Annotated in this window: 17 protein-coding genes; 6 read left to right on the plus strand and 11 right to left on the minus strand. The window is 37.1% G+C overall.

Annotated features, from left to right (window positions below):
• Nucleotide 1 precedes the first annotated feature (1 nt).
• Together N0B16_RS10955 and N0B16_RS10960 are read left to right on the plus strand one after the other, a co-directional pair.
• Entirely contained in the window at nt 2–1,231 is a 1,230-nt protein-coding gene (locus N0B16_RS10955) for an ABC transporter permease (RefSeq protein WP_262990977.1), read from the plus strand.
• 119 nt (nt 1,232–1,350) lie between these two features.
• Nucleotides 1,351–2,334 carry a PLP-dependent cysteine synthase family protein gene (locus tag N0B16_RS10960; protein ID WP_262990978.1) on the plus strand — a complete coding sequence of 328 codons (984 nt, stop codon included), beginning with the start codon at nt 1,351–1,353 and terminating at the stop codon, nt 2,332–2,334.
• Between the two features lie 56 nt (nt 2,335–2,390).
• Here N0B16_RS10960 and N0B16_RS10965 read toward each other — a convergent pair whose 3' ends face one another.
• Genes N0B16_RS10965 through N0B16_RS10975 form a run of 3 tightly spaced genes read right to left on the minus strand, consistent with a single transcriptional unit; the run spans nt 2,391 to nt 4,168 of the window.
• The gene (locus N0B16_RS10965) at nt 2,391–2,915 is read right to left on the minus strand and encodes a hypothetical protein (RefSeq protein ID WP_262990979.1); all 525 of its coding nucleotides are present in this window, start codon (nt 2,913–2,915) and stop codon (nt 2,391–2,393) included.
• A gap of 42 nt (nt 2,916–2,957) precedes the next feature.
• A complete protein-coding gene (locus N0B16_RS10970) occupies nt 2,958–3,260 on the minus strand; it encodes a chaperone modulator CbpM (protein ID WP_262990980.1) in 303 nt (100 codons plus the stop codon).
• A 2-nt stretch (nt 3,261–3,262) separates the two neighbouring features.
• Nucleotides 3,263–4,168: a DnaJ C-terminal domain-containing protein gene (locus tag N0B16_RS10975; RefSeq protein WP_262990981.1), complete on the minus strand. Its 906-nt coding sequence runs from the start codon at nt 4,166–4,168 to the stop codon at nt 3,263–3,265.
• 94 nt (nt 4,169–4,262) lie between these two features.
• Here N0B16_RS10975 and N0B16_RS10980 point away from each other — a divergent pair, with 94 nt between their 5' ends.
• The 3 genes from N0B16_RS10980 to N0B16_RS10990 all read left to right on the plus strand — a co-directional run bounded on the left by N0B16_RS10980 (nt 4,263) and on the right by N0B16_RS10990 (nt 10,068).
• Nucleotides 4,263–5,462, plus strand: a complete 1,200-nt coding sequence (locus N0B16_RS10980) for a dicarboxylate/amino acid:cation symporter (RefSeq protein ID WP_262990982.1) — start codon at nt 4,263–4,265, stop codon at nt 5,460–5,462.
• A gap of 54 nt (nt 5,463–5,516) precedes the next feature.
• A complete protein-coding gene (locus N0B16_RS10985; protein ID WP_262990983.1) occupies nt 5,517–6,062 on the plus strand; it encodes a hypothetical protein in 546 nt (181 codons plus the stop codon).
• 223 nt (nt 6,063–6,285) lie between these two features.
• Entirely contained in the window at nt 6,286–10,068 is a 3,783-nt protein-coding gene (locus N0B16_RS10990) for a fibronectin type III domain-containing protein (protein WP_262990984.1), read from the plus strand.
• A gap of 220 nt (nt 10,069–10,288) precedes the next feature.
• Here the strand turns inward: N0B16_RS10990 and N0B16_RS10995 are convergent, their stop codons facing one another.
• The 5 genes from N0B16_RS10995 to N0B16_RS11015 form a co-directional block, all read right to left on the minus strand.
• Nucleotides 10,289–12,799 carry a M1 family metallopeptidase gene (locus tag N0B16_RS10995; RefSeq protein ID WP_262990985.1) on the minus strand — a complete coding sequence of 837 codons (2,511 nt, stop codon included), beginning with the start codon at nt 12,797–12,799 and terminating at the stop codon, nt 10,289–10,291.
• 9 nt (nt 12,800–12,808) lie between these two features.
• Nucleotides 12,809–13,039: a hypothetical protein gene (locus N0B16_RS11000; RefSeq protein WP_262990986.1), complete on the minus strand. Its 231-nt coding sequence runs from the start codon at nt 13,037–13,039 to the stop codon at nt 12,809–12,811.
• Complete coding sequence (locus N0B16_RS11005; RefSeq protein WP_262990987.1) at nt 13,039–14,355, minus strand: serine hydrolase domain-containing protein; 1,317 nt, start codon at nt 14,353–14,355, stop codon at nt 13,039–13,041. The genes N0B16_RS11000 and N0B16_RS11005 overlap by 1 nt, the downstream gene beginning before the upstream one ends.
• Nucleotides 14,356–14,444: 89 nt before the next feature.
• Nucleotides 14,445–15,239 carry a thymidylate synthase gene (locus N0B16_RS11010; protein WP_262990988.1) on the minus strand — a complete coding sequence of 265 codons (795 nt, stop codon included), beginning with the start codon at nt 15,237–15,239 and terminating at the stop codon, nt 14,445–14,447.
• Nucleotides 15,240–15,375: 136 nt separating this feature from the next.
• Entirely contained in the window at nt 15,376–15,591 is a 216-nt protein-coding gene (locus N0B16_RS11015) for a hypothetical protein (protein ID WP_262990989.1), read from the minus strand.
• A 598-nt stretch (nt 15,592–16,189) separates the two neighbouring features.
• Between N0B16_RS11015 and N0B16_RS11025 the strand changes: the two genes are divergently transcribed.
• Nucleotides 16,190–17,011: a GLPGLI family protein gene (locus tag N0B16_RS11025; RefSeq protein ID WP_262990991.1), complete on the plus strand. Its 822-nt coding sequence runs from the start codon at nt 16,190–16,192 to the stop codon at nt 17,009–17,011.
• Between the two features lie 119 nt (nt 17,012–17,130).
• On the opposite strand, the gene N0B16_RS11030 is transcribed toward N0B16_RS11025, so the two are convergent.
• From N0B16_RS11030 to N0B16_RS11040, 3 genes are all read right to left on the minus strand, one after another.
• Nucleotides 17,131–17,583 carry a hypothetical protein gene (locus N0B16_RS11030; RefSeq protein WP_262990992.1) on the minus strand — a complete coding sequence of 151 codons (453 nt, stop codon included), beginning with the start codon at nt 17,581–17,583 and terminating at the stop codon, nt 17,131–17,133.
• A 96-nt stretch (nt 17,584–17,679) separates the two neighbouring features.
• On the minus strand, nt 17,680–18,120 hold the full coding sequence (locus N0B16_RS11035) for a hypothetical protein (RefSeq protein ID WP_262990993.1): 441 nt from the start codon (nt 18,118–18,120) through the stop codon (nt 17,680–17,682).
• 160 nt (nt 18,121–18,280) lie between these two features.
• Complete coding sequence (locus N0B16_RS11040; protein ID WP_262990994.1) at nt 18,281–19,627, minus strand: alpha-amylase family glycosyl hydrolase; 1,347 nt, start codon at nt 19,625–19,627, stop codon at nt 18,281–18,283.
• Between the last annotated feature and the right edge of the window lie 4 nt (nt 19,628–19,631).

The following is a 19,631-nucleotide window of genomic DNA, read 5'->3' on the forward strand; positions in this document are numbered from 1 at the left end:
CTTGAAGTTTCCTTTATATTTTTCTAGAAAAATAGCATTTTCCAAAGATAATAAAAATAACCTGTCACGGGTGATCATCTTTATTGGCAGGCTTTCTGTGGCTTTAGGGATTATTGTTTCGCTCATTACCGTTGCGACCGGCTTCGGATCCAAAAAAGCAATTAAAGAACGGCTTGCAGATTTCAGCGGACACATCACCGTAAAATCTGTGAAATCAAATTCTTCCTACAATACTTCCATACTCGATAATCAGGGATTAGATTTAAAAAAGATACAGGAACTTCCCGATGTAGAGTCTGTACAGAAATATGCTACCGTAACCGGAATCATGCGTAACAAGCACAGCTTTGCCGGTGTTATTTTTAAAGGGGTCGGAAAAGATTTTGACAGTGTGAGATTTAAAAAATTCCTGACGGAAGGCAAAATTCCCATCATCACAGAAAAAGGGTATAACAACGGCGTTGCCATTTCACAAAAAATTGCAGGTGATCTTCAGCTGAAACTAAAAGACAGCATTGTAACCGTTTTTTCTACCGCAGACCAAAAACAGATCTACAGGAAATTTGAAGTGGTAGGAATCTATAAAACTGATATCAAAATGATTGACGATCAGTTTGTGATAGGAGACATTAACCATGTAAGAAAAATTCAGGACATGAAACCTGAAGAGATCGGCGGAATAGATATTTTCTTTAAAAACGTAAACGATATCGACAAAGATTTCCCGGAGATTGAAAAATTGATCGGGTACAAGAATTATGCGGAAAAGGCAACTGATAAATTCCCTCAAATCACAGACTGGATCAGTATTTTCGACACCAATATTGCTTTGATCATCATCATTATGCTTATTGTGGTTATCATCAATATCATTATGGTTTTACTCATTCTGATTATTGAACGCACCAACTCCATCGGCCTGCTGAAAACATTGGGGGCCACAAACGGTCAAATCCGGGCTACGTTCATCAATTATACTTTGATTATTATGGTTCCGGGATTACTGTACGGAAATATAATTGGTCTCGGTTTACTTTTGCTCCAGAAATTCTTTGGAATTATTACTTTAAATCCTGAAAATTACTACGTAAGCACGGTTCCGGTAGATCTTAATCCGCTGATTATACTGGCGATTTCTGCAGGTATTTTAATTATTTCTGGTTTCGCACTTATTATTCCGAGCTATCTTATAAGTAAAATTTCCCCGGTAAAAGCGATTAAGTATAATTGATCAATAATACGGTTAACGGTTGATGATTACGTCTATTAATTTTGTTACAGATGAATATTCAAATCATATTTATTAATTATCTGAAAGCTGTATCTTTGCCCCGCATATAAAAAACATTTATGAAATACGCAAAAAACATCCTCGAAACGATAGGAAACACGCCATTGGTAAAGCTCAATAAAGTTTTGGGAGAAGATTTTCCGGCATTGGTTTTGGCTAAAATAGAAACATTCAACCCCGGAAATTCTGTAAAAGATAGAATGGCCGTGAAGATGATTGAAGATGCAGAAAAAGACGGAAGATTAAAACCGGGCGGAACTATCATTGAAGGGACTTCCGGAAATACGGGGATGGGATTGGCTCTTGCCGCAATTGTTAAAGGCTACAAATGTATTTTTGTAACCAATTCTAAACAGTCTAAAGAAAAATGTGATATCCTTCGTGCAGTGGGTGCGGAAGTAATTGTGTGTCCTACGGATGTAAAACCTACTGATCCGCGTTCTTATTATTCGGTTTCTAAACGATTAGCTACTGAAACAGAAAACGGATGGTACGTCAACCAATATGATAATCTATCAAACAGGACCGCTCATTACGAATCTACCGCTCCGGAAATCTGGGAACAGACTGATGGAAAACTGACTCATTTTTTAGCCGGCGCAGGAACCGGGGGTACAGTTACCGGTTGCGGGATGTTTTTTAAAGAAAGAAATCCGAATATAAAAATCATCGGTGTTGATACCTACGGTTCTATTTTAAAGGAATACCATGAAACAGGTGAGCTTCATTACGATCATGCGTATACATATGTTACAGAAGGAATCGGGGAAGATATCATTCCTGAAAATTATGATATGTCTGTAATTGATCATTTTGAAAAAGTAACTGATAAAGACGGCGCTATCTACGCCAGAAAACTGGCAAAAGAAGAAGGGATTTTCTGCGGATATTCTGCAGGAAGCGCCATTGCATCGCTGATCCAGATGAAAGACCAGTTTACGAAAGATGATGTGATTGTCGTATTGCTGCATGATCACGGCTCAAGATATGTAGGGAAAGTGTACAACGACGAATGGATGAAAGAAATGGGTTGGCTGGATTAAGCAATCTTCTTTATAATAAATAAAAAACTCAGAGCTTAGTACTCTGAGTTTTTTATTTATTGAACGTTTTTCTTAACTGCCTGTTTCAGCAAATCATAATCTGATGCACGCATTGATTTTTTCGGAAACATATAATTGAATTTCCCTTCTAAGGCAATGAATTTTTCATCAATCTCAGCGGCAGTAAATTCTGTCCAGAGACTCGTTTCTTTGTGATGATTAAGGTTTACTTTAAAAACTTTAGCATTAAATTGAATCTGATATATTTCAGCGTTTTCCAAAGTCTTCAGATAAGCAACTACTTCTTTTTTCCATTTCGAAACCTTGTTGACCGCCAAAGAAAGATATACCGCACAAAGCAGAAAAAGAAAGCTTACAAAATATAAAATCCCGAATTTCTCCTTGCTCAGATCATCTTTAAAGAAAAACAGGATTACCAAGATGAAAGCCATTACCACAGTGGTAATAAATTTTCCTTTTACGGAAGGCGAAAAAAACAGGCTTCCCTGATTTCCATGAAGATACACTTCTTCAAAATCTTTCCTGTTGACCTGTAAGCTGATAATTTTATCGTCATTCATTCCCTGAAATATTAATTGATCGTATGCATATACAAAACTAAATCAAATATCTTCATATTTACCACGGATTACAGAAAGTTTATGCATTAATTCCCGATTTTTCTGATGCATCTCTTCCATCTTTCGAAGCATATCATGAATCACTTCCAGACCCGGAAGATTGATCTCGAGATCATAATGCCAATTGATAAATTTTTCAAAAACCGGCAGATCATCATACAGCAGATAACGGGTTTCGTTTTCCGTTTCTACGGGCAATAAGCCTCCAGTAACCAATTCATCAAAAAAGGTAATTTCAACATTGTATATTTTTACGAGTTCTTCCCGTGATATTCTCTCGCTCATGATCAGGAATTTTTAAGTTGTTTAAAAAGTTCTTTCTGTTTCTCGGTAAGATGAGTGGGCAACTTCACTTCATACGTCACAAAAAGGTCACCAAATTCACCCTCTTTTTTATACACCGGAAATCCTTTTCCTTTCAATCTTACGGTGGTTCCGTTTTGGGTTTCGGGCTTTACTTTCAGGTTCACGCTTCCGTCCAGCGTTTCTACTTTTACATCACCACCCAAAACTGCCGTATAAAGGTCAATACTGATTTTCGTTTTCAGGTCATCTCCTGCTCTCTCAAAATCCGGATCTGCAAGAATATTGAACGTGATATACAGATCTCCATTCGGTCCGCCATTAAAACCAGGGTTTCCGTGGCCTTTCAATTTAATCTGCTGTCCGTCATACACGCCTGCAGGAATGGTAATTCTCACTTTTTTACCATTTATATCAAAAGTTTGCTGATGTGTCGTCGCAGCATCTTTCAAATGTAAATCTAAATTTGCATGAATGTCTTGGCCTTTAAATTTCCCTGAAGCGCTTCCGCGTGAACTCCTTCCGAACCCTCCTTCTCCACCAAACATACTTTGGAAAAAATCTGAAAAATCTTCACCCTCTCCAAAATCTGCTCCTGAAAATCCACCTCCGTAATTTTGTCCCTGATATTGTTGTTGCTGTCTCGCTTTTTCGTATTCTTCGCCATGCTTCCAGTTTTCGCCGTATTTATCGTATTTACTGCGGTTTTCAGGATTACTGAGCACTTCATTGGCTTCATTCAGCTCTTTGAATTTTTTTTCAGCTTCCTTATCATTCGGGTTAAGATCAGGATGAAGTTTTCTCGCAAGTTTCCTGTATGCTTTTTTGATGTCTTCCTGCGTTGCGCTTTTGTCTACGCCTAAAATTTTATAATAATCTATATAAGCCATAGAAACAATGTTTACTCAAATTTAGAAAATTTAAAGCAGAAAATAAACGGTAAAATTGTTAAAAAATAGATTTATCTTTGATAAAAATCATTGCATGAAAGAGGTTTTAAAAAACTATTCGGGAATTATTTTTTTGCTTCTCGGGATTGCCTTTGGAAGCATTTTGGGTATTGTGGCTCCGCAGATCGTTGAGTACATAAAACCTTTGGGAGATATTTTCCTGAACCTCCTTTTCGTAAGTGTGGTTCCGCTGGTATTTTTTGCCGTATCCAATTCTATTGCTTCACTAGAACAGCAGGCAAAATTTGGAAAAATCATTTTCACCATGTCCTTTACTTTTCTTTTTTTTATAGTTATTGCCGCGGTTTTTACCATGATTATGGTGTATCTATTTCCGGTTTCTTCCATACCGGGAAGTTCGGAAATCCTGATCGAGCAAAGTTCAAAAGAAAACTGGGGCGACAGGATTGTAAGCTTTTTCACGGTAGGAGAATTTACCGAAGTTTTTTCGCGTAAAAATATGCTGGCTCTTTTGATTTTTGCTTTTCTGACCGGTTTTGCAGCCAGAAAATCGGGAGACAACGGAAAACCTTTCCGGCTTTTCATCGCATCCGGATATGAAGTAATGAAAGAATTGCTTCTGATGATCATGAAAATCGCACCTATCGGTTTAGGAGCTTATTTTGCGTATCAGGTTGCAACGTTGGGACCACAGCTTTTCGGATTTTATGCAAAACCTTTAGGATTGTATTATATTGCAGGAATTATTTATTTTTTGGTATTTTTTTCTTTGTATGCTTTTATCGCAGACGGACAGAACGGCATCAAAAGTTTCTGGAAAAACTCAATTTATCCCACACTTACCGCTTTAAGTACCTGCAGCAGCTTTGCTACAATGCCCGCAAATTTGGTAGCGGCTTCAAAAATAGGAATCCCGGCTTCGATTGCTAATCTTGTGATACCGATGGGCACTACTTTACATAAAAACGGGTCTTCCATGTCTTCTATTATTAAAATATATATTGCGTTTCAGATTATCGGAAGAGATTTTTTTGAACCTTCCAATCTTTTACTGGCTTTAGGCATCACGGTTTTTGTAAGTATTGTTGCAGGAGGCATCCCAAATGGAGGCTATATCGGCGAAATGCTGATGATTTCTGTATATCATCTGCCTCAGGAAGCCGTTCCTGCCGTGATTATTATCGGAACGCTCGTTGATCCTCTCGCGACGGTTTTAAATGCTGTCGGAGATATTGTCGCGGCGATGTTTGTCAGTCGGTTTGTCAAAGTTTGATGCCTTATAATTCTTAACAATTTGATCAATCATTACAGATTTAATTTTATTATTATGAACTCTTTTTATAAAAGTATTGGACTTTGTGAAGAACTAACTTTAGCTACAGAATTAAACAAAACAGAGTTTGTGTCGGATCTGGAAAAGCTAATCTACAAAAGTAATTTCGGTATTTTTGAAGTATCTGAATATTCAATCCCAAACAGATACAAATATAGAGGAATTGTAAATGATCATGATTTTATAATAAGACGAAGAAAACGTTTTTTTGAAAATACGATTCCCAATCCAAAAATCAAAGGCCGTATTGATGAGAAAAATGGCGAAACTTACATTACGGTAGTGTTTACGCCTTTAACATATCATTTTTTAAGAATCATGTTTTTAGTAATTGTCTTTTCTATAATTATTGTCAATATGAACCATTCAAAAAACAACGAGATGATTTTTATGATTTTGATTCCTTTATTTACACTACTGACGCAATATTTCATTGTAAAAAGAGGGATCGCAAAGGAAAAATATAATTTCGTCAGAGAATTAAATTTTATTATTAATAAAAGAAATCAATTTGCCATACAACAAGCTGAAATATTTTAATTTCAAAAAGTGATGTTAAGACATTCAGATTGAATTTTTAATTATGAGGCATTGAATAATTCGTAGGTTTTGTGTTGTGGTCTTATGATTTCAAACCAAAATTCACCTTAAAATGGAAAAAATCACATAATATTTTTATCATTATCATTATTTTAACGCATTGAATTACTTTACAGTAAGAAAAATGATTATTTTTGTATACAAACAATTTAAACAAAAGTCTATGAAGAAAACTTTTACTTCTTTTATTCTTCTCTGTTTGATCACTCTGGGCTTTACAGCACAGCTATACGGTCAGACACCCGCACCTTTGCCTTACACGCAAAATTTTTCCGGCATTAATGATTTTACCTTTGTCAACGGAACCCAGACCAATAAATGGGCATTCGGAGCAGCAACAGGGAATGCCGCAAATTCTATTTACGTGTCTAATAACAATGGTACAGCCAATAACTACACGGTTACAGCAACAAGTGTAGTTCAGGCATACAGGGATATCGCAATCCCTGCGGGTACAACAGCTGCTACACCGGGAACGTTATCGTTTGACTGGAAAGCAGTGGGAGAAGCATGTTGTGATTATCTGAGAGTCTGGCTCGTTCCAGCAACATTTACCCCTACTGCAGGTACACAAATTACAGCAGGAACCGGAAGAATTCAGCTTGGAGCCAATTACAACCAGCAGGCTGCATGGCAGTCATACTCAAATACGGCAGTGAATCTTGCAAGTTTTGCAGGATCTACCATGCGTCTTGTATTTGAATGGAGAAATGACGGAAGCTTAGGAACAGATCCTTCCGTTGCGATTGACAATATTAATCTATTGATCCCAACGTGTAGTGCACCTACTGCACCTGCTGTAAATGCAATTACCGCAAACAGTGCTACAATCAGCTGGACCGGGATTACTCCTGCACCGGCAAACGGTTATCAGTATTATGTTTCTACAGTTTCTACACCACCAACACCATCGACGGTTCCTACAGGAACGACAACGGCGACATCAGTACCTTTAAGTCTTTTGACGCCCAATACTACGTATTATTGGTGGGTGCGTGCAATCTGTAGCCCTACAGATTCAAGTACATGGACTGCAGGAACTACTTTCAGTACCACTCAGATTCCAGCTACCCTTCCGTACAGCCAGAACTTTTCAACAAGTAATGGTTTCGGATTTGTAAACGGAACCCAGACCAATAAATGGGCATATGGAGCAGCAACAGGAAATTTAGCCAACTCGCTTTATATTTCTGATGACAACGGAACGACTAATAATTATTCAATTACCTCAACAAGTGTAGTTCAGGCGTACAGAGACTTTGCTATCCCTGCAGGAACTACGGCAGCTTCCCCGGCTATTCTTTCATTTGACTGGAAAGCAATGGGAGAATCTTGCTGTGATTACCTTAGAGTATGGCTTGTCCCTACTTCCTTTATGCCTACAGCTGGAACGCAGATTGCAGCAGGTACAGGGAGAATTCAGTTGGGAGCTAATTTAAACCAGCAAACAGGTTGGCAAAATTATCTGAACACAAATGTGAACCTTGCAAGCTTCGCAGGTACGACAATGCGTCTTGTTTTTGAGTGGAGAAATGACGGAAGTATAGGTACACAACCTCCTGGAGCAATTGATAATATTAATTTACTGATTCCTACCTGTAAAATTCCTACAGCAATGGCGGTAACCGGAGTCGCAACTAACGGAGCAACTATCAGCTGGACGGCAACTACGCCTCCTCCTGCAAACGGATATCAGTATTTTGTATCAACTAGCCCTGCCCCACCTATCGGAACGACCATTCCTACAGGATCTACTGCAGGTACATCCGTAGTTTTGAATACATTAACACCTAATACAACGTATTATTGGTGGGTTCGAGCAGTATGCAGCCCAACGGATTCAAGTATATGGGTAGGCGGACCAAGCTTTACCACAACGCAGATTCCTGCTATTATCCCGTATGTTCAACAATTCAATACAAATGATTTTGGATTTGTAAACGGAAGCCAGACTAATAAATGGACATTTGGACCGGCAACAGGAAATACTGGAAATTCTATCTATATTTCAAATGATAATGCTACCACCAATGCTTATACCATAAGTTCAACATCAGTAGTTCAGGCATACAGAGATATTGCTGTACCTGCAGGAACTACCAACGCAGCATTCTCATTTGACTGGAAGGCACAAGGTGAAAGCTCGTTCGATTATTTAAGAGTATGGTTGGTACCGGCAGGCTTTATGCCAACTGCGGGCACACAGATTACCGCAGGTACGGGAAGAGTACAAATAGGAACCAATTATAACCTTCAGGGAACATGGCAGTCTTTCCTTAATTCAAATTTGAATTTGAGCAGCTTTGCAGGAACTACCATGCGTCTTGTATTTGAGTGGAGAAATGATGGAAGCGGAGGAACTCAGCCACCTGCAGCGATCGACAATGTAAAATTGCTGATCTGTAGAAATAATACTCCTACTGTGACGGTAAGCGGTGTTACTCATAACAGTGCAGTTGTTACCTGGAATCAGGATCTTGGAGGTGCATCTTATACGATAAGATACAGACCGGTAGGTTCTACAACATGGGCCACAGCTTTGGTTGCAGCAGCACCGTTCCCGGCAACAACAAATACTTACACACTACCGTCTCTTTTATCTGCAACGCAGTATGAAGTAGAGGTAGCCGCAGTTTGTAACAATACACCGGGGATTTATTCACACAATGTATTTACGACACGATGCGATCCCACTCCTCCGACTGTTACCGTTACCAATATTACTTCAACGTCTGCTGTAGTAACCTGGAATCCTTTAGCAGCTAGTTCAACATATATATTAAGATGGAGAAAAGTAGGAGATCCTACATGGAATACCCCTACTGTACCTGCTCCACCGGCAAACTCTTATACCATAACTGGTTTAAGCTCATTTGTAACCTACGAAGTGCAGGTAGCGAATATATGTAATGGTGAAACAACACCGAACCCATGGTCTAATCCACAGGTATTTACTACGGTAAGAATCTGTCAGATTCCGCCTCCGGGACTTACCATTACACAACTTACGCCTACAAGCGCACAGGTAATCTGGGATGCTTTCCCGGGCGCTACCTATATTCTGAAATACAGAAAAGTGGGGATTCCGAGCTGGACTACAGTTCCTGTGGCCGTGAATGCATATACCATTACAGGATTGACAGAATTAACTCAATACGAGATGCAGGTTGCCAACGTTTGTAGCGGTACTCCGGGTAATAATACCCCTCCGTACTTGTTTACAACTCCTACGATAACGTATTGCAGCATGTCATCCACCAATTCTGTGAATGAATATATTTCAAAAGTTACCGTAACCCCGAATGGTAAACCGGTGATGGATAATCCTTCCAACGCTTCGAATTATTCTGATTTTACCGGTAACCCGGCGAAGTTTATTCAAATGATTCAGGGTTCTTCAAATAATCAGATTACGATTGAGAAGAAGCTTAACGGTACATCAAGCGCAGGATTAGCAGTATGGATCGATTTTAACAGAAACGGTTATTTTGATATTGACGAAAGAGTTTTAGTTTCAGGTTCTAATACAACCCAAACGATCTCCGGAACATTCTCTGTACCTGCCAACGCTTATGTAAGCAATACCAATTACCAGTATGTTACCATGAGAGTGGCAATGCAGAAAGGCGGTATCCCTGTAAACTGTACCAGTTTTGCCAATGGTGAAGTTGAAGATTACACGGTAAGAATTTCTAAACTTCCTATACCAAATGCTATTAATCAAGATGAAATACTGATCTATCCTAACCCGGTAAAAACAGTATTGAACGTGAAAAATATCAGCAAAAAAGCGAAGTACAAAATCTACAGTGTTTCAGGACAGCTGATATCAAGCGGAATGATTTTAAATAACAAGATCGACGTCAGCAGACTGACCAACGGATTATACGTAATTGACATCGAAGATGCTCAAGGAACTGTACAGAAAAAATTCATTAAAGAATAATTGTACAATAATTAATTTAATACAAAGAACCACCTATTGATTTAGGTGGTTTTTTTAATATCTAATTTTAAACCAATACATAAAACTGCCAATAAAAACGAGACCGTTTTTGCCGTTACACTGATTCTTAAGATCAAAAAATCTAATGTTCTTTAAACTCAAATACAAAAAAACAGCAGCGAAAATCTGCTGCTGTTTTTATTATACATTTAATATACGCTTATTTATAATCTTCGATTGCTTTATTAAGAGAGTCAATCTGAGAATTGATACTGGAAGCTTTCTGAGGATTCTGCTTCAGCAATTCCATTTTCTTGTTTAATCCTTCTTTCAGCATCTGAGAAATCATCATTTTCACCTGCGGATTGGCTCCGATCTGACCTTTTGCCTGACCGAGTACTTTTGTAATGGCTTCAGTCGCTTTTAGATTATCAGAAGTCATAATCCAGTTAAACCCTTCTTCAGCTGATTTTCCCAATTCTGGATTCTGAAACTTTAAAAATGGATAAAATGCCACCATCTGAGCAATATTGGACATCTGAGATTCTACTTTATTTTTTACGATGATGGGTAACATCTGTGACAACAATTCTTCTGAAGCGCCGTCTAAATCTACTTTGTCAGCAAAAGCACCCGCTTTTGAAGGATCTGTGGAAATTATTGCTCCGATGGAATTTCCTTTTACGGAATTAGAAACCGCATTTGCCCCTTTTTCAAAGATGGGCATATACTTTTTGTCTTTAGTTTTTGCCAATGCAGCAATTGCAGCCGCTTGTACTAAGGTTTTAGGATCATTGGAAGCCAGTTTTTCAACTTCATTTCCTAATGCTTTCATTTGCTCGGCATTCGATAGATCCATCAAATCCAGTGCTTTCATTCTTACTCTGAAATATGGGTCTTTCAGAGCAGCAACCAATAATTTTATTGCAGTTGGATTTTTTCCAACCTGATCTTTAATTGCGGCTAATGCAGAATACCTACTCTTTAATTCTTTAGAATTGGTAAACTGCATGAAGTTTTGCTCAGGCGTTTTGGTATCTGTAATTTCTGCCAGCAAAACTCCGTCAGGATTTATGTTAATCAAATCAGGATTTTTTGATGCCTCAAAATCAAACGTATTTTTTGCCGCTGCATTTACCCAAACCTGATATCTTTTCGGTTTTCCATTATCATACACATCTATGGCTAAAGGAAACTCAAACGGAACCTCCTGAGACTGATTAACGGTTACCGTCACCTGCTTCTTAACAGGTTCAAAAGTATAGCTGTAATTTACTTTTGGGTGGCCGCTTCCGAAGTACCATTGATTGAAAAACCAGTTCAGGTCTTTGCCCGAAACTTTTTCAAAAGATAATCTTAGTTGATGTGCCTCTGCATTTTTATACTCATTGGTTTTAAGATAATCGTTCATTCCTGCAAAAAAAGCATCATCACCCAGATAATTTCTCAGCATATGAAGAATTCCGCCTCCTTTTTGATAAGTCACCAGATCAAAAACGTCTTCTCTGGAATCATAATTAAATCGTACAAGGTCTTTTTTAAAATCTGACGGATTGTGAATATACATATTCACATCACTCATCTGGTGATAATCTGCCTGATCTTTTCCGTACTTATATTCGTTCCAAAGGTATTCTGAATAGTTGGCAAAAGATTCGTTAACGGTAAGGTTGCTCCAGCTTTCCGCGGTTACCAAATCTCCAAACCAGTGGTGAAACAATTCGTGGGCAATGGTATCTTCCCACTTGTTTTCGTCAATCAGCTGTCCCGGTTTCTGTAAAATATCGCTTCCGTGAAGTGTTGCCGTCGTGTTTTCCATAGCGCCGCTTACATAATCTCTCCCGGAAATCTGAGCGTATTTTGCCCACGGATAATCATAGCCTAGTTTTTTGGAAAAAAATTCGATCATTTCCGGTGTATTGCCGTAGATCTGTTTTGCGTAAGGTTCGTATTCTTTTTCAATATAATAATCGACCGGAATATTTTTCCATTTGTCTTTCACAATGGCATATTCTCCTACTCCCATAAAGAAAAGATAGGTAGAATGTCTTTTATCCATCACCCAATGATCGGTTCTTAAGCCGTTGGATTCTTTTTGAGAATCTTTCAGAATTCCGTTGGAAAGGGTTACATATTTATCGGGAACAGTCATAAAAATCTCCTGAGTGGTTTTCTGAACTGATTTATCGATCGTTGGAAACCACGCTGAAGAAGATTCGGTTTCACCCTGTGTCCAGATCTGGGTAGGTTTACCGGCTTCTTTTCCTTGTGCATTGATAAAATATAATCCTTTTGCATCACTGATAGCCGCACTTCCTTCCTGCTTTACTTCATTGGGACGGGCTGTATATTTAATATAAACCGTATAATCCTGGTTTTTTTGATAGACCTTATCCAGACTAATCTTTAAAACCTCATTTTTATAGTCATATTTTAAAGGTGATTTTTTGCCGTTGTTGTCTAAAGCGACCTCATGAATCAGCATTCCTTTTGCGTCAAGAATCAGTTCATTGGTCGGATAAAAATAAGGTGAAGCCGTTACCCACTCTTCCCCGTTCATCTGTTCTTTCTGATAGTCAAAATTTACCTTGAGCTTGGTATGCTTCAGTTCCGTAACTTTTGCAGGCGTGGCTCGGTATACTTTTTCTCTTCCTGAAGTTTCGGTTTGTGCCGATACATGTGCGGAAAACAAAGCTCCGAGTACAGCGACAGATAAAATGATTTTCTTCATTTTTATTAATTATTTTTTAGGATTATTTTTTGTGATGATATCAAAAATATCGTTGACCAATGTTTCGTAATCGCCTTTTTTAAGCTGCTCTTTGGTTTTGACAAACGCTTTTTTCAGTTCGCTCTCCGGATTTTCATCATCAATGATTTCTACAGAATATACTCCTTTTAACTGGAGAATTGCATTTTGAAGCAATTCCAGATCGGCTTTTTCTTCGGTATTTATTTTCAGATATTTCATTATTGTTTCGTAAATGTAATGTTATTGGCTCCTTGTGAGAACTGCATTGTTTTTTTATCGGCATCAAATTTTGTTTTTATTCCTGCCGTTTCAAAGGTAAATTCAGTTTCAGATATTGCTTTTAAAGGAAATGCACCTTGTCCTGTAGCCTGTCCGTTCAGCATTCCGTTTTCAACAAATATTTTAATATCCAAAGGAAAACCGGGCGCTTTATAATTTCCTTCGTATTTTTTCAATATGCTTTCACTGACAGAAATTTCTTTAAAGCCGGGCATTTCAAAGTCTTTTCCTGAAGCAGCATTCATCATTTTCGTTAAGATATCCTGATCATCACCAGAAGATTGATTGGTAATAAAACTCACGGCGATTTTGGATTCCGGGAAGTAATATATTGCTGAATGGAAACCATCGATTGCTCCTTCATGCCCAAAACCATGATATTGACCAACATTGGCTTTAATTAAACCATATCCGTAATCATCCACAAAATTTTTCATTTGTGTAAGGCTGTTTTTATTGATCAGCTTGCCATTTTCAAGGCCTATGATAAATTTTAATAAATCTGAAGGGGTTGAGATTACACTTCCTGCCCCGATCGGAACGCTCATATCAGTTTCCGGCAAAGGCTGATAAATCCCTAAAAACTGATATGATTCTGCCTGATTTTTATCAGAATCTATTTTCCCTCCAACTTCTGTTAATGATAGTTTTAAAGGTTTTGATATTTTATTTTTGATTAAATCTGCATACGATTGTTTGTACACTTTTTCAAGGATCAATCCTAATAGAATATAGTTTGAATTGCTGTAACTGTACTTTGATCCGGGAAGAAAATCACTCGCGTATTTTTTGAGGTATGATAATAGCTGATCCTGCGTCTGAGGTTTTGTATAGTAATTTAAGTATTCTGCTTCATCGGTGATATTGTGGATTCCGCTTCTGTGCTGCAAAAGGTTTTCTATCGTAATTTGGTTTGCGTTTACGATTTCAGGGAAAAAGTCAGACAGTTTTGTCTTGAGCGATAGTTTCTTATCTTCTACCGCTTTCATTACCAAAACGGCCGTAAAAGTTTTTGATATGGAACCGATGCGATACTGCGTATTCATATTGGCTTTCTGCTGCTTTTCTGCATCTGCGAAACCGGTTACTTTTATAAAAGTCGGCTGATCATTATTCGCAAATGCAAAGCTTCCCATTACTTTATGATGGGCATTCAGCGAATCGAGATAATTACTGAATTTTTCTTTTACGTTGCCTTGGGAAAATGCCGCTGATGAAAAGCTTACAGCGAAAAGGAAGTAAAGATTTTTGATCATAACAGAATTTTATGATAAGTTGATGAAACTGCTGAAAAGTTACAAAAAAAGTGAAGTTTTCACTTCACTTTGATATTATTATCACCGGTCTAAACTGCTACAGGAGCTTTAATTCCGGGATGCGGATCGTAATTTTCTAAGGTAAAATCTTCGAAGCTAAAACCGAAAATATCTTTGATTTCAGGATTCAGCTTTATTGTAGGAAGTGGTTTCGGATCTCGTCCCAACTGTTTTTCTACCTGCTCAAAATGATTGTTATAGATATGAACATCTCCGAAACTGTGAATGTAATCCCCCACTTTAAGATCGCAAACCTGTGCAACCATCATCAGTAACAGTGCATAACTTGCAATGTTAAACGGAACTCCCAGAAAAACATCGGCGCTTCTCTGGTAGAGCTGCAAAGATAGTTTTCCGTCTGCCACATAAAACTGAAACAAGGCGTGACAAGGCGCTAAAGCCATATTCGGAATTTCGGCAACGTTCCAAGCGGAAACGATAAGCCTTCTGGAATCCGGATTTTTTTTAATCTGATCGATTACTTCTGAAATCTGGTCTACCACTTTTCCGTCGGCTCCGCTCCAGCTTCTCCACTGCGCACCGTAAACAGGGCCTAAATCGCCATTTTCATCTGCCCATTCGTCCCAGATGGATACCCCGTTGTCATTTAAATATTTTACATTGGTATCGCCATTCAGAAACCACAGCAGTTCATAAATAATAGATTTTAAATGCACTTTTTTGGTGGTAACCAACGGGAAACCTTCAGACAGGTCATATCTCAGCTGATATCCGAAAATGCTTCTTGTACCGGTTCCGGTGCGGTCGGTTTTATCGGTTCCGTGGTCTTTGATATGTTTTAAAAGGTCTAAGTAGTTTTGCATGTTTATTTAAGATTATTAAATTTAATAGTTTTCTAAAACCCTTCCAGGGTTTAAACCCTGGAAGGGTTAAAAAAGAATAATAAGTTTAAATATAAATAGAATTTTATTAAAAATGTGCTCTGTATTATAAGAACATTTATTTTTTTAAAGTATTCTTTAAAGTTTCATTTTCATGCTTCAAAAATTCAATCATCAAATCTTTTTGATGGAGGAGTTCTGTATATAGATTTTTAATTTCTATTAAAGCATCTTTATTATTATCAGTATATAAATTATTTACATAGCCATTTCCAGAAGCGTATTCTTCATTGGTATTTGTAATATTAAAAATGTGTCCCTTATCAATTTCCAATAAATCTAATATTTCTTCTACTTTTATATCTAAAGTTTCTGGTAATAATTTCAGTTTATCAATTTCAAGGTTTCTTTGACCCTATTCTACTCTCCCATAAGTGGTTACATCCATTCCTAACAAATCTGCCACTTCCTGTTTTGAAAGTTTTTTTGAGGTTCGCATGGTAAATAATTTATCTGAAAGTTTCATTGCTATTTTTATTGCAAATATAGTTTCTTTTTGAAATTTCTATATCCTGATCATTATAAAATTTAAATTGTTCAAAATTGAATGTAAGTTATTCAAATTTGAATTGCATTCCAATCCCTAACTGTATATATTTGCATTGCAAACAAATTAAAAATTACACGATGAGAAATCTGAAAAACTTTCAAGAAATGATTTAAAAGTAATTTCTGGAAGAGGCCCTCAAAATCCCACAAGTGAAATTGGCGAAGTAAAAGCATGTACAAAATGTCCTTCTGGTGTAACATCCTGTTATACAGATCCTGAAGGAGATTATAATACAGCATTAAGAATGGCTAAATCCCTTTGTTAAAATTATTATATGGGATGAATTTTAAATTCATCCTATATTTATGTAACATATTTACTTATGAAGAATATACTTATTATAATTATTACGCTAATGTATTGCGGATTATCTGCACAAAATTACAGAGCTACATATAATTTTGAATATAAGAGAGACTCATTATCTAAAGATAAAATCAGAAAAAATATGACTTTAGATATTTTTGAGAATTATACTAAGTTCTACTTTGAAAAATTATTATCATTAGATTCTTTAAAAAGAAAAAATCTTAATGTAAGCTTTTCATCGCCACTTCAACAGATTGTAAAAAGAAAAAGAAATACAGTTCAAAATCAAAATTTTGTGAGTGTCGATGATATATATTATTCTTTTTTTACAGAAGATATAATAAAATGGAAAGTAACCGACAGTATAAAGATTTTTGATCAATACAAAGTACAAAAAGCCGTTGCTTATTGGAGTGGAAGAAATTGGAAAGCATGGTTTTGTTCAGAAATTCCTTTACCTGAAGGTCCTTATAAATTTACTGGATTACCTGGACTTATCATTAAGCTTGAAGATGATAAAAATAATTTTGCCTACACGTTAACATCTTTAAAAAAAATTTCTAAAACTGATGAGACGAAAAATATTGTAGAAAAAAACCTTGGAATTACTCCAATACAAATAACATCTCAAAAGTATAAGAAATTACTGATGAACGCTTATAATAATCCGTTTGAAGAATATAAAACCATGAAACAGGGAACTTGGGTTTTAGATCTATTTGATAAACAAATAAACACTATAGAAGGACTAAAAGATATAACGAAAGAATATCAGGAAGATATTAGAAAAAACTACAATCCCATTGAGATAGATCAAGCTGTTCATTATAAATAGTTTATGCTCACTATCAAATCTTATTCATCCTTATTTATGATAACGCCTTTCTATAAATAAAAAAACGAACCGAAGTCCGTTCTTATAAATATTTCTTTACATTTAAACTGAAGAACAGCTTATTCTTCCCATGCAATCGGAACATATACCGTAACATATCCGTCTTCGTCAATCTGCGCATCAGAAACAGTTCCTATTACGCTTCCATATCCAACCCAACCTCCTTGTCCCTGTTGAGCTGAAAACTCATACGTTCCTGCAGGTAATCCTTCAAAATATTGTGGTACCGACTGAAAACCGCTTCCACCATACGTATAATACTCTTCACCAGTTACTGTGTTGGTAGCCACAAAGCCTCCCAGATCATAGCTGCCTGAAAGTATTTTTGTCCCGTTCTGAGATAACAGACCGAAACGGATATCGTACGTCTGTGTTTTAGCCGTTTGAGATTCTTTTGAATTCTGAGTCTGAGAATGCTCCTGATTGAAAGCCATGTCGTCATCTGATGAGCATGAAATGACAGCTCCTGAAACCCCAACCAGAAGCAGGGTTTTGAAAATTAATTTTTTCATAATAAAATTTTTAATTTGGTTATTTCAAAATTAAGTAATTATTATGAATTGAATAAAAATTAAGAATTAACTAAAAGAAAATTTTACCCTCTGTTTTCACCAAATTCGTTCCACGGTCTGACTGATATTGTTGATCATAAAAACTTCACCCTTTCCTTTCCCCGACATTGCTTTTGCTAAAGGCGATTCGTTTGACATGGTCATAATTTTTCGGTCCTCAAAAATAATTTCACCTAAAGAAACTGATATATAAAACCATCCTTTATCGGTCTCCACCAGCGCTCCGTTCTGAACTTTTTTACACGGTTCAGTATTTAATTTTTGTAAGATATTCTGTTGGCTTAAACTCTCGTTAAGCTGTCTTTGGATAGTATTTATTTCCTGCTGCAGCATCTCACGGCCCGTCTCGTACTTATCCCCCATTGAGCTTTTTGTATCATTGCTAGACGACCTCGTTTCGGTGATCAGGTTTTCAAAAAGTCGGATTTTTGTGGAGATTTTATCTCTCAGGATTTGCAGTATATCTTTTTTATTCATTTTTCAAAGTGATCTATTGATCTGTAAAATTAAATATAAGTTGCAGACCAGATCGTATTTAGACTTTAAATTTTGGCTGAAGCCAACTTCTGATTTTAAATCGAAAGCGGGCTAAAGCCCGCTCCTATTGATATTTTAAAGTATGTTTTTACTACTCAATTTACTTTTCAAAAACTGCAAAATCCGAGACTTTAAAATGAAAGTCCTTACCATCATTGAAATTACGTTTTGTATTATCAAAAATATTTTTGAAATCTCCGGTTACATTTTCATCCTGAATGGTAAAGTTCACAGGCTCTTTTGACATATTAAGAACAACAAGAACCTCATCTTTACCATTTTTTCTTAGATAGGCAAGAATTTTATCATTTGCGGAGGTGTTGAGCATGTAGGTTGTGACGTTGGGATCTCCGCCTCTTAAGGCCGGGTTTGACGATTTTAAATTCAATAAAGTTTTATAAAAATCAGCCATTTGATATTGGCCATTCCATTGTATAACGTCTTTTTCAAAAAACTCCAGTCTTTTCAGATTGGGAAGTTCCTGGCCGGAATACAGAAGCGGAATCCCGTTCCAGGTTGCCGAAAATACAGCCATTGGTTTTGTAATCGCACCATATTTTTCATATTCTGTACCATTCCAGGAGTTTTCGTCATGATTGGTGGTAAACCAAGCTCTCATAGAAGCATCTCCGATTTGGGAATATTGGTTTAAAAGATCTTTCAATTCCTGCAGGGGTTCATTTTTCTGATAATAATCAGCCGATTTGTGCATCCATTTCCAGGAGTAGCTTGCGTCGAAAACTTTACCGTATTCCGGGCTTTCCAACTCATCAAACTCACCGATCCAGAAAAGGGGTTTCAATTTCTCTACTTCGGGTCTTGCCTGTTGCCAGAAATCAACTTCAACCCAGGAAGCAAGATCGCATCGGAAACCGTCTATATTGGTTTCTTTTACCCAGAATTTCATAGCGTCGATCATGGCTTTTCTCATCTCCTGGTTTTTATAGTCGAGTTCGATAATATCATCCATTCCTGATGCGATATGGAATTTTCCGTCGGGATCTTTCAGATAAAAATCGGGATGCGTTTTTGTCCAGACATGATCCCATCCGGTATGGTTGGCAACCCAGTCTATAATGACATGAAAGCCAAGTCTGTGCGCTTCTGCGACCATATGTTTGAAATCGTCCATCGTGCCGAATTCCGGGTTGATCGAGGTGTAGTCTGCTGCTGCATACTGACTTCCCAGGCTTCCTTTTTTATTTTGCTGGGCAATAGGCGTTACCGGCATAAACCATAAGGTTTTTACACCCATGTTTTTCAGTCTTGGCATTTCTTTTTCAAATGCTTTAAAAGTGCCTTCCTGAGAATATTGCCTTAAATTTACTTCATAAATATTGGTAGAATGCTTCCATTCCTGAGGTAGAGTCATAGTTTTAGCGGTATTTTGAGTAGTGCAGGATAAGATTCCCAACCCTACGATTGCGAGCAGGATTATTTTTTTCATTCAT

This window comes from Chryseobacterium gilvum (genome assembly GCF_025628965.1).
In the GTDB taxonomy this organism is placed as follows: Bacteria; Bacteroidota; Bacteroidia; order Flavobacteriales; family Weeksellaceae; genus Chryseobacterium; species Chryseobacterium gilvum.

Coding starts and splice junctions, on each gene's coding strand:
- N0B16_RS10985 (WP_262990983.1), top strand. CDS start 5,517: ATGAACTCTTTTTATAAAAGTATTGGACTTTGTGAAGAACTAACTTTA.
- N0B16_RS11025 (WP_262990991.1), top strand. CDS start 16,190: ATGAAGAATATACTTATTATAATTATTACGCTAATGTATTGCGGATTA.
- N0B16_RS10980 (WP_262990982.1), top strand. CDS start 4,263: ATGAAAGAGGTTTTAAAAAACTATTCGGGAATTATTTTTTTGCTTCTC.
- N0B16_RS10970 (WP_262990980.1), bottom strand. CDS start 3,260: ATGAGCGAGAGAATATCACGGGAAGAACTCGTAAAAATATACAATGTT.
- N0B16_RS10965 (WP_262990979.1), bottom strand. CDS start 2,915: ATGAATGACGATAAAATTATCAGCTTACAGGTCAACAGGAAAGATTTT.
- N0B16_RS11010 (WP_262990988.1), bottom strand. CDS start 15,239: ATGCAAAACTACTTAGACCTTTTAAAACATATCAAAGACCACGGAACC.
- N0B16_RS11035 (WP_262990993.1), bottom strand. CDS start 18,120: ATGAATAAAAAAGATATACTGCAAATCCTGAGAGATAAAATCTCCACA.
- N0B16_RS10995 (WP_262990985.1), bottom strand. CDS start 12,799: ATGAAGAAAATCATTTTATCTGTCGCTGTACTCGGAGCTTTGTTTTCC.
- N0B16_RS10990 (WP_262990984.1), top strand. CDS start 6,286: ATGAAGAAAACTTTTACTTCTTTTATTCTTCTCTGTTTGATCACTCTG.
- N0B16_RS10975 (WP_262990981.1), bottom strand. CDS start 4,168: ATGGCTTATATAGATTATTATAAAATTTTAGGCGTAGACAAAAGCGCA.
- N0B16_RS10960 (WP_262990978.1), top strand. CDS start 1,351: ATGAAATACGCAAAAAACATCCTCGAAACGATAGGAAACACGCCATTG.
- N0B16_RS11005 (WP_262990987.1), bottom strand. CDS start 14,355: ATGATCAAAAATCTTTACTTCCTTTTCGCTGTAAGCTTTTCATCAGCG.
- N0B16_RS11040 (WP_262990994.1), bottom strand. CDS start 19,627: ATGAAAAAAATAATCCTGCTCGCAATCGTAGGGTTGGGAATCTTATCC.
- N0B16_RS11000 (WP_262990986.1), bottom strand. CDS start 13,039: ATGAAATATCTGAAAATAAATACCGAAGAAAAAGCCGATCTGGAATTG.
- N0B16_RS11030 (WP_262990992.1), bottom strand. CDS start 17,583: ATGAAAAAATTAATTTTCAAAACCCTGCTTCTGGTTGGGGTTTCAGGA.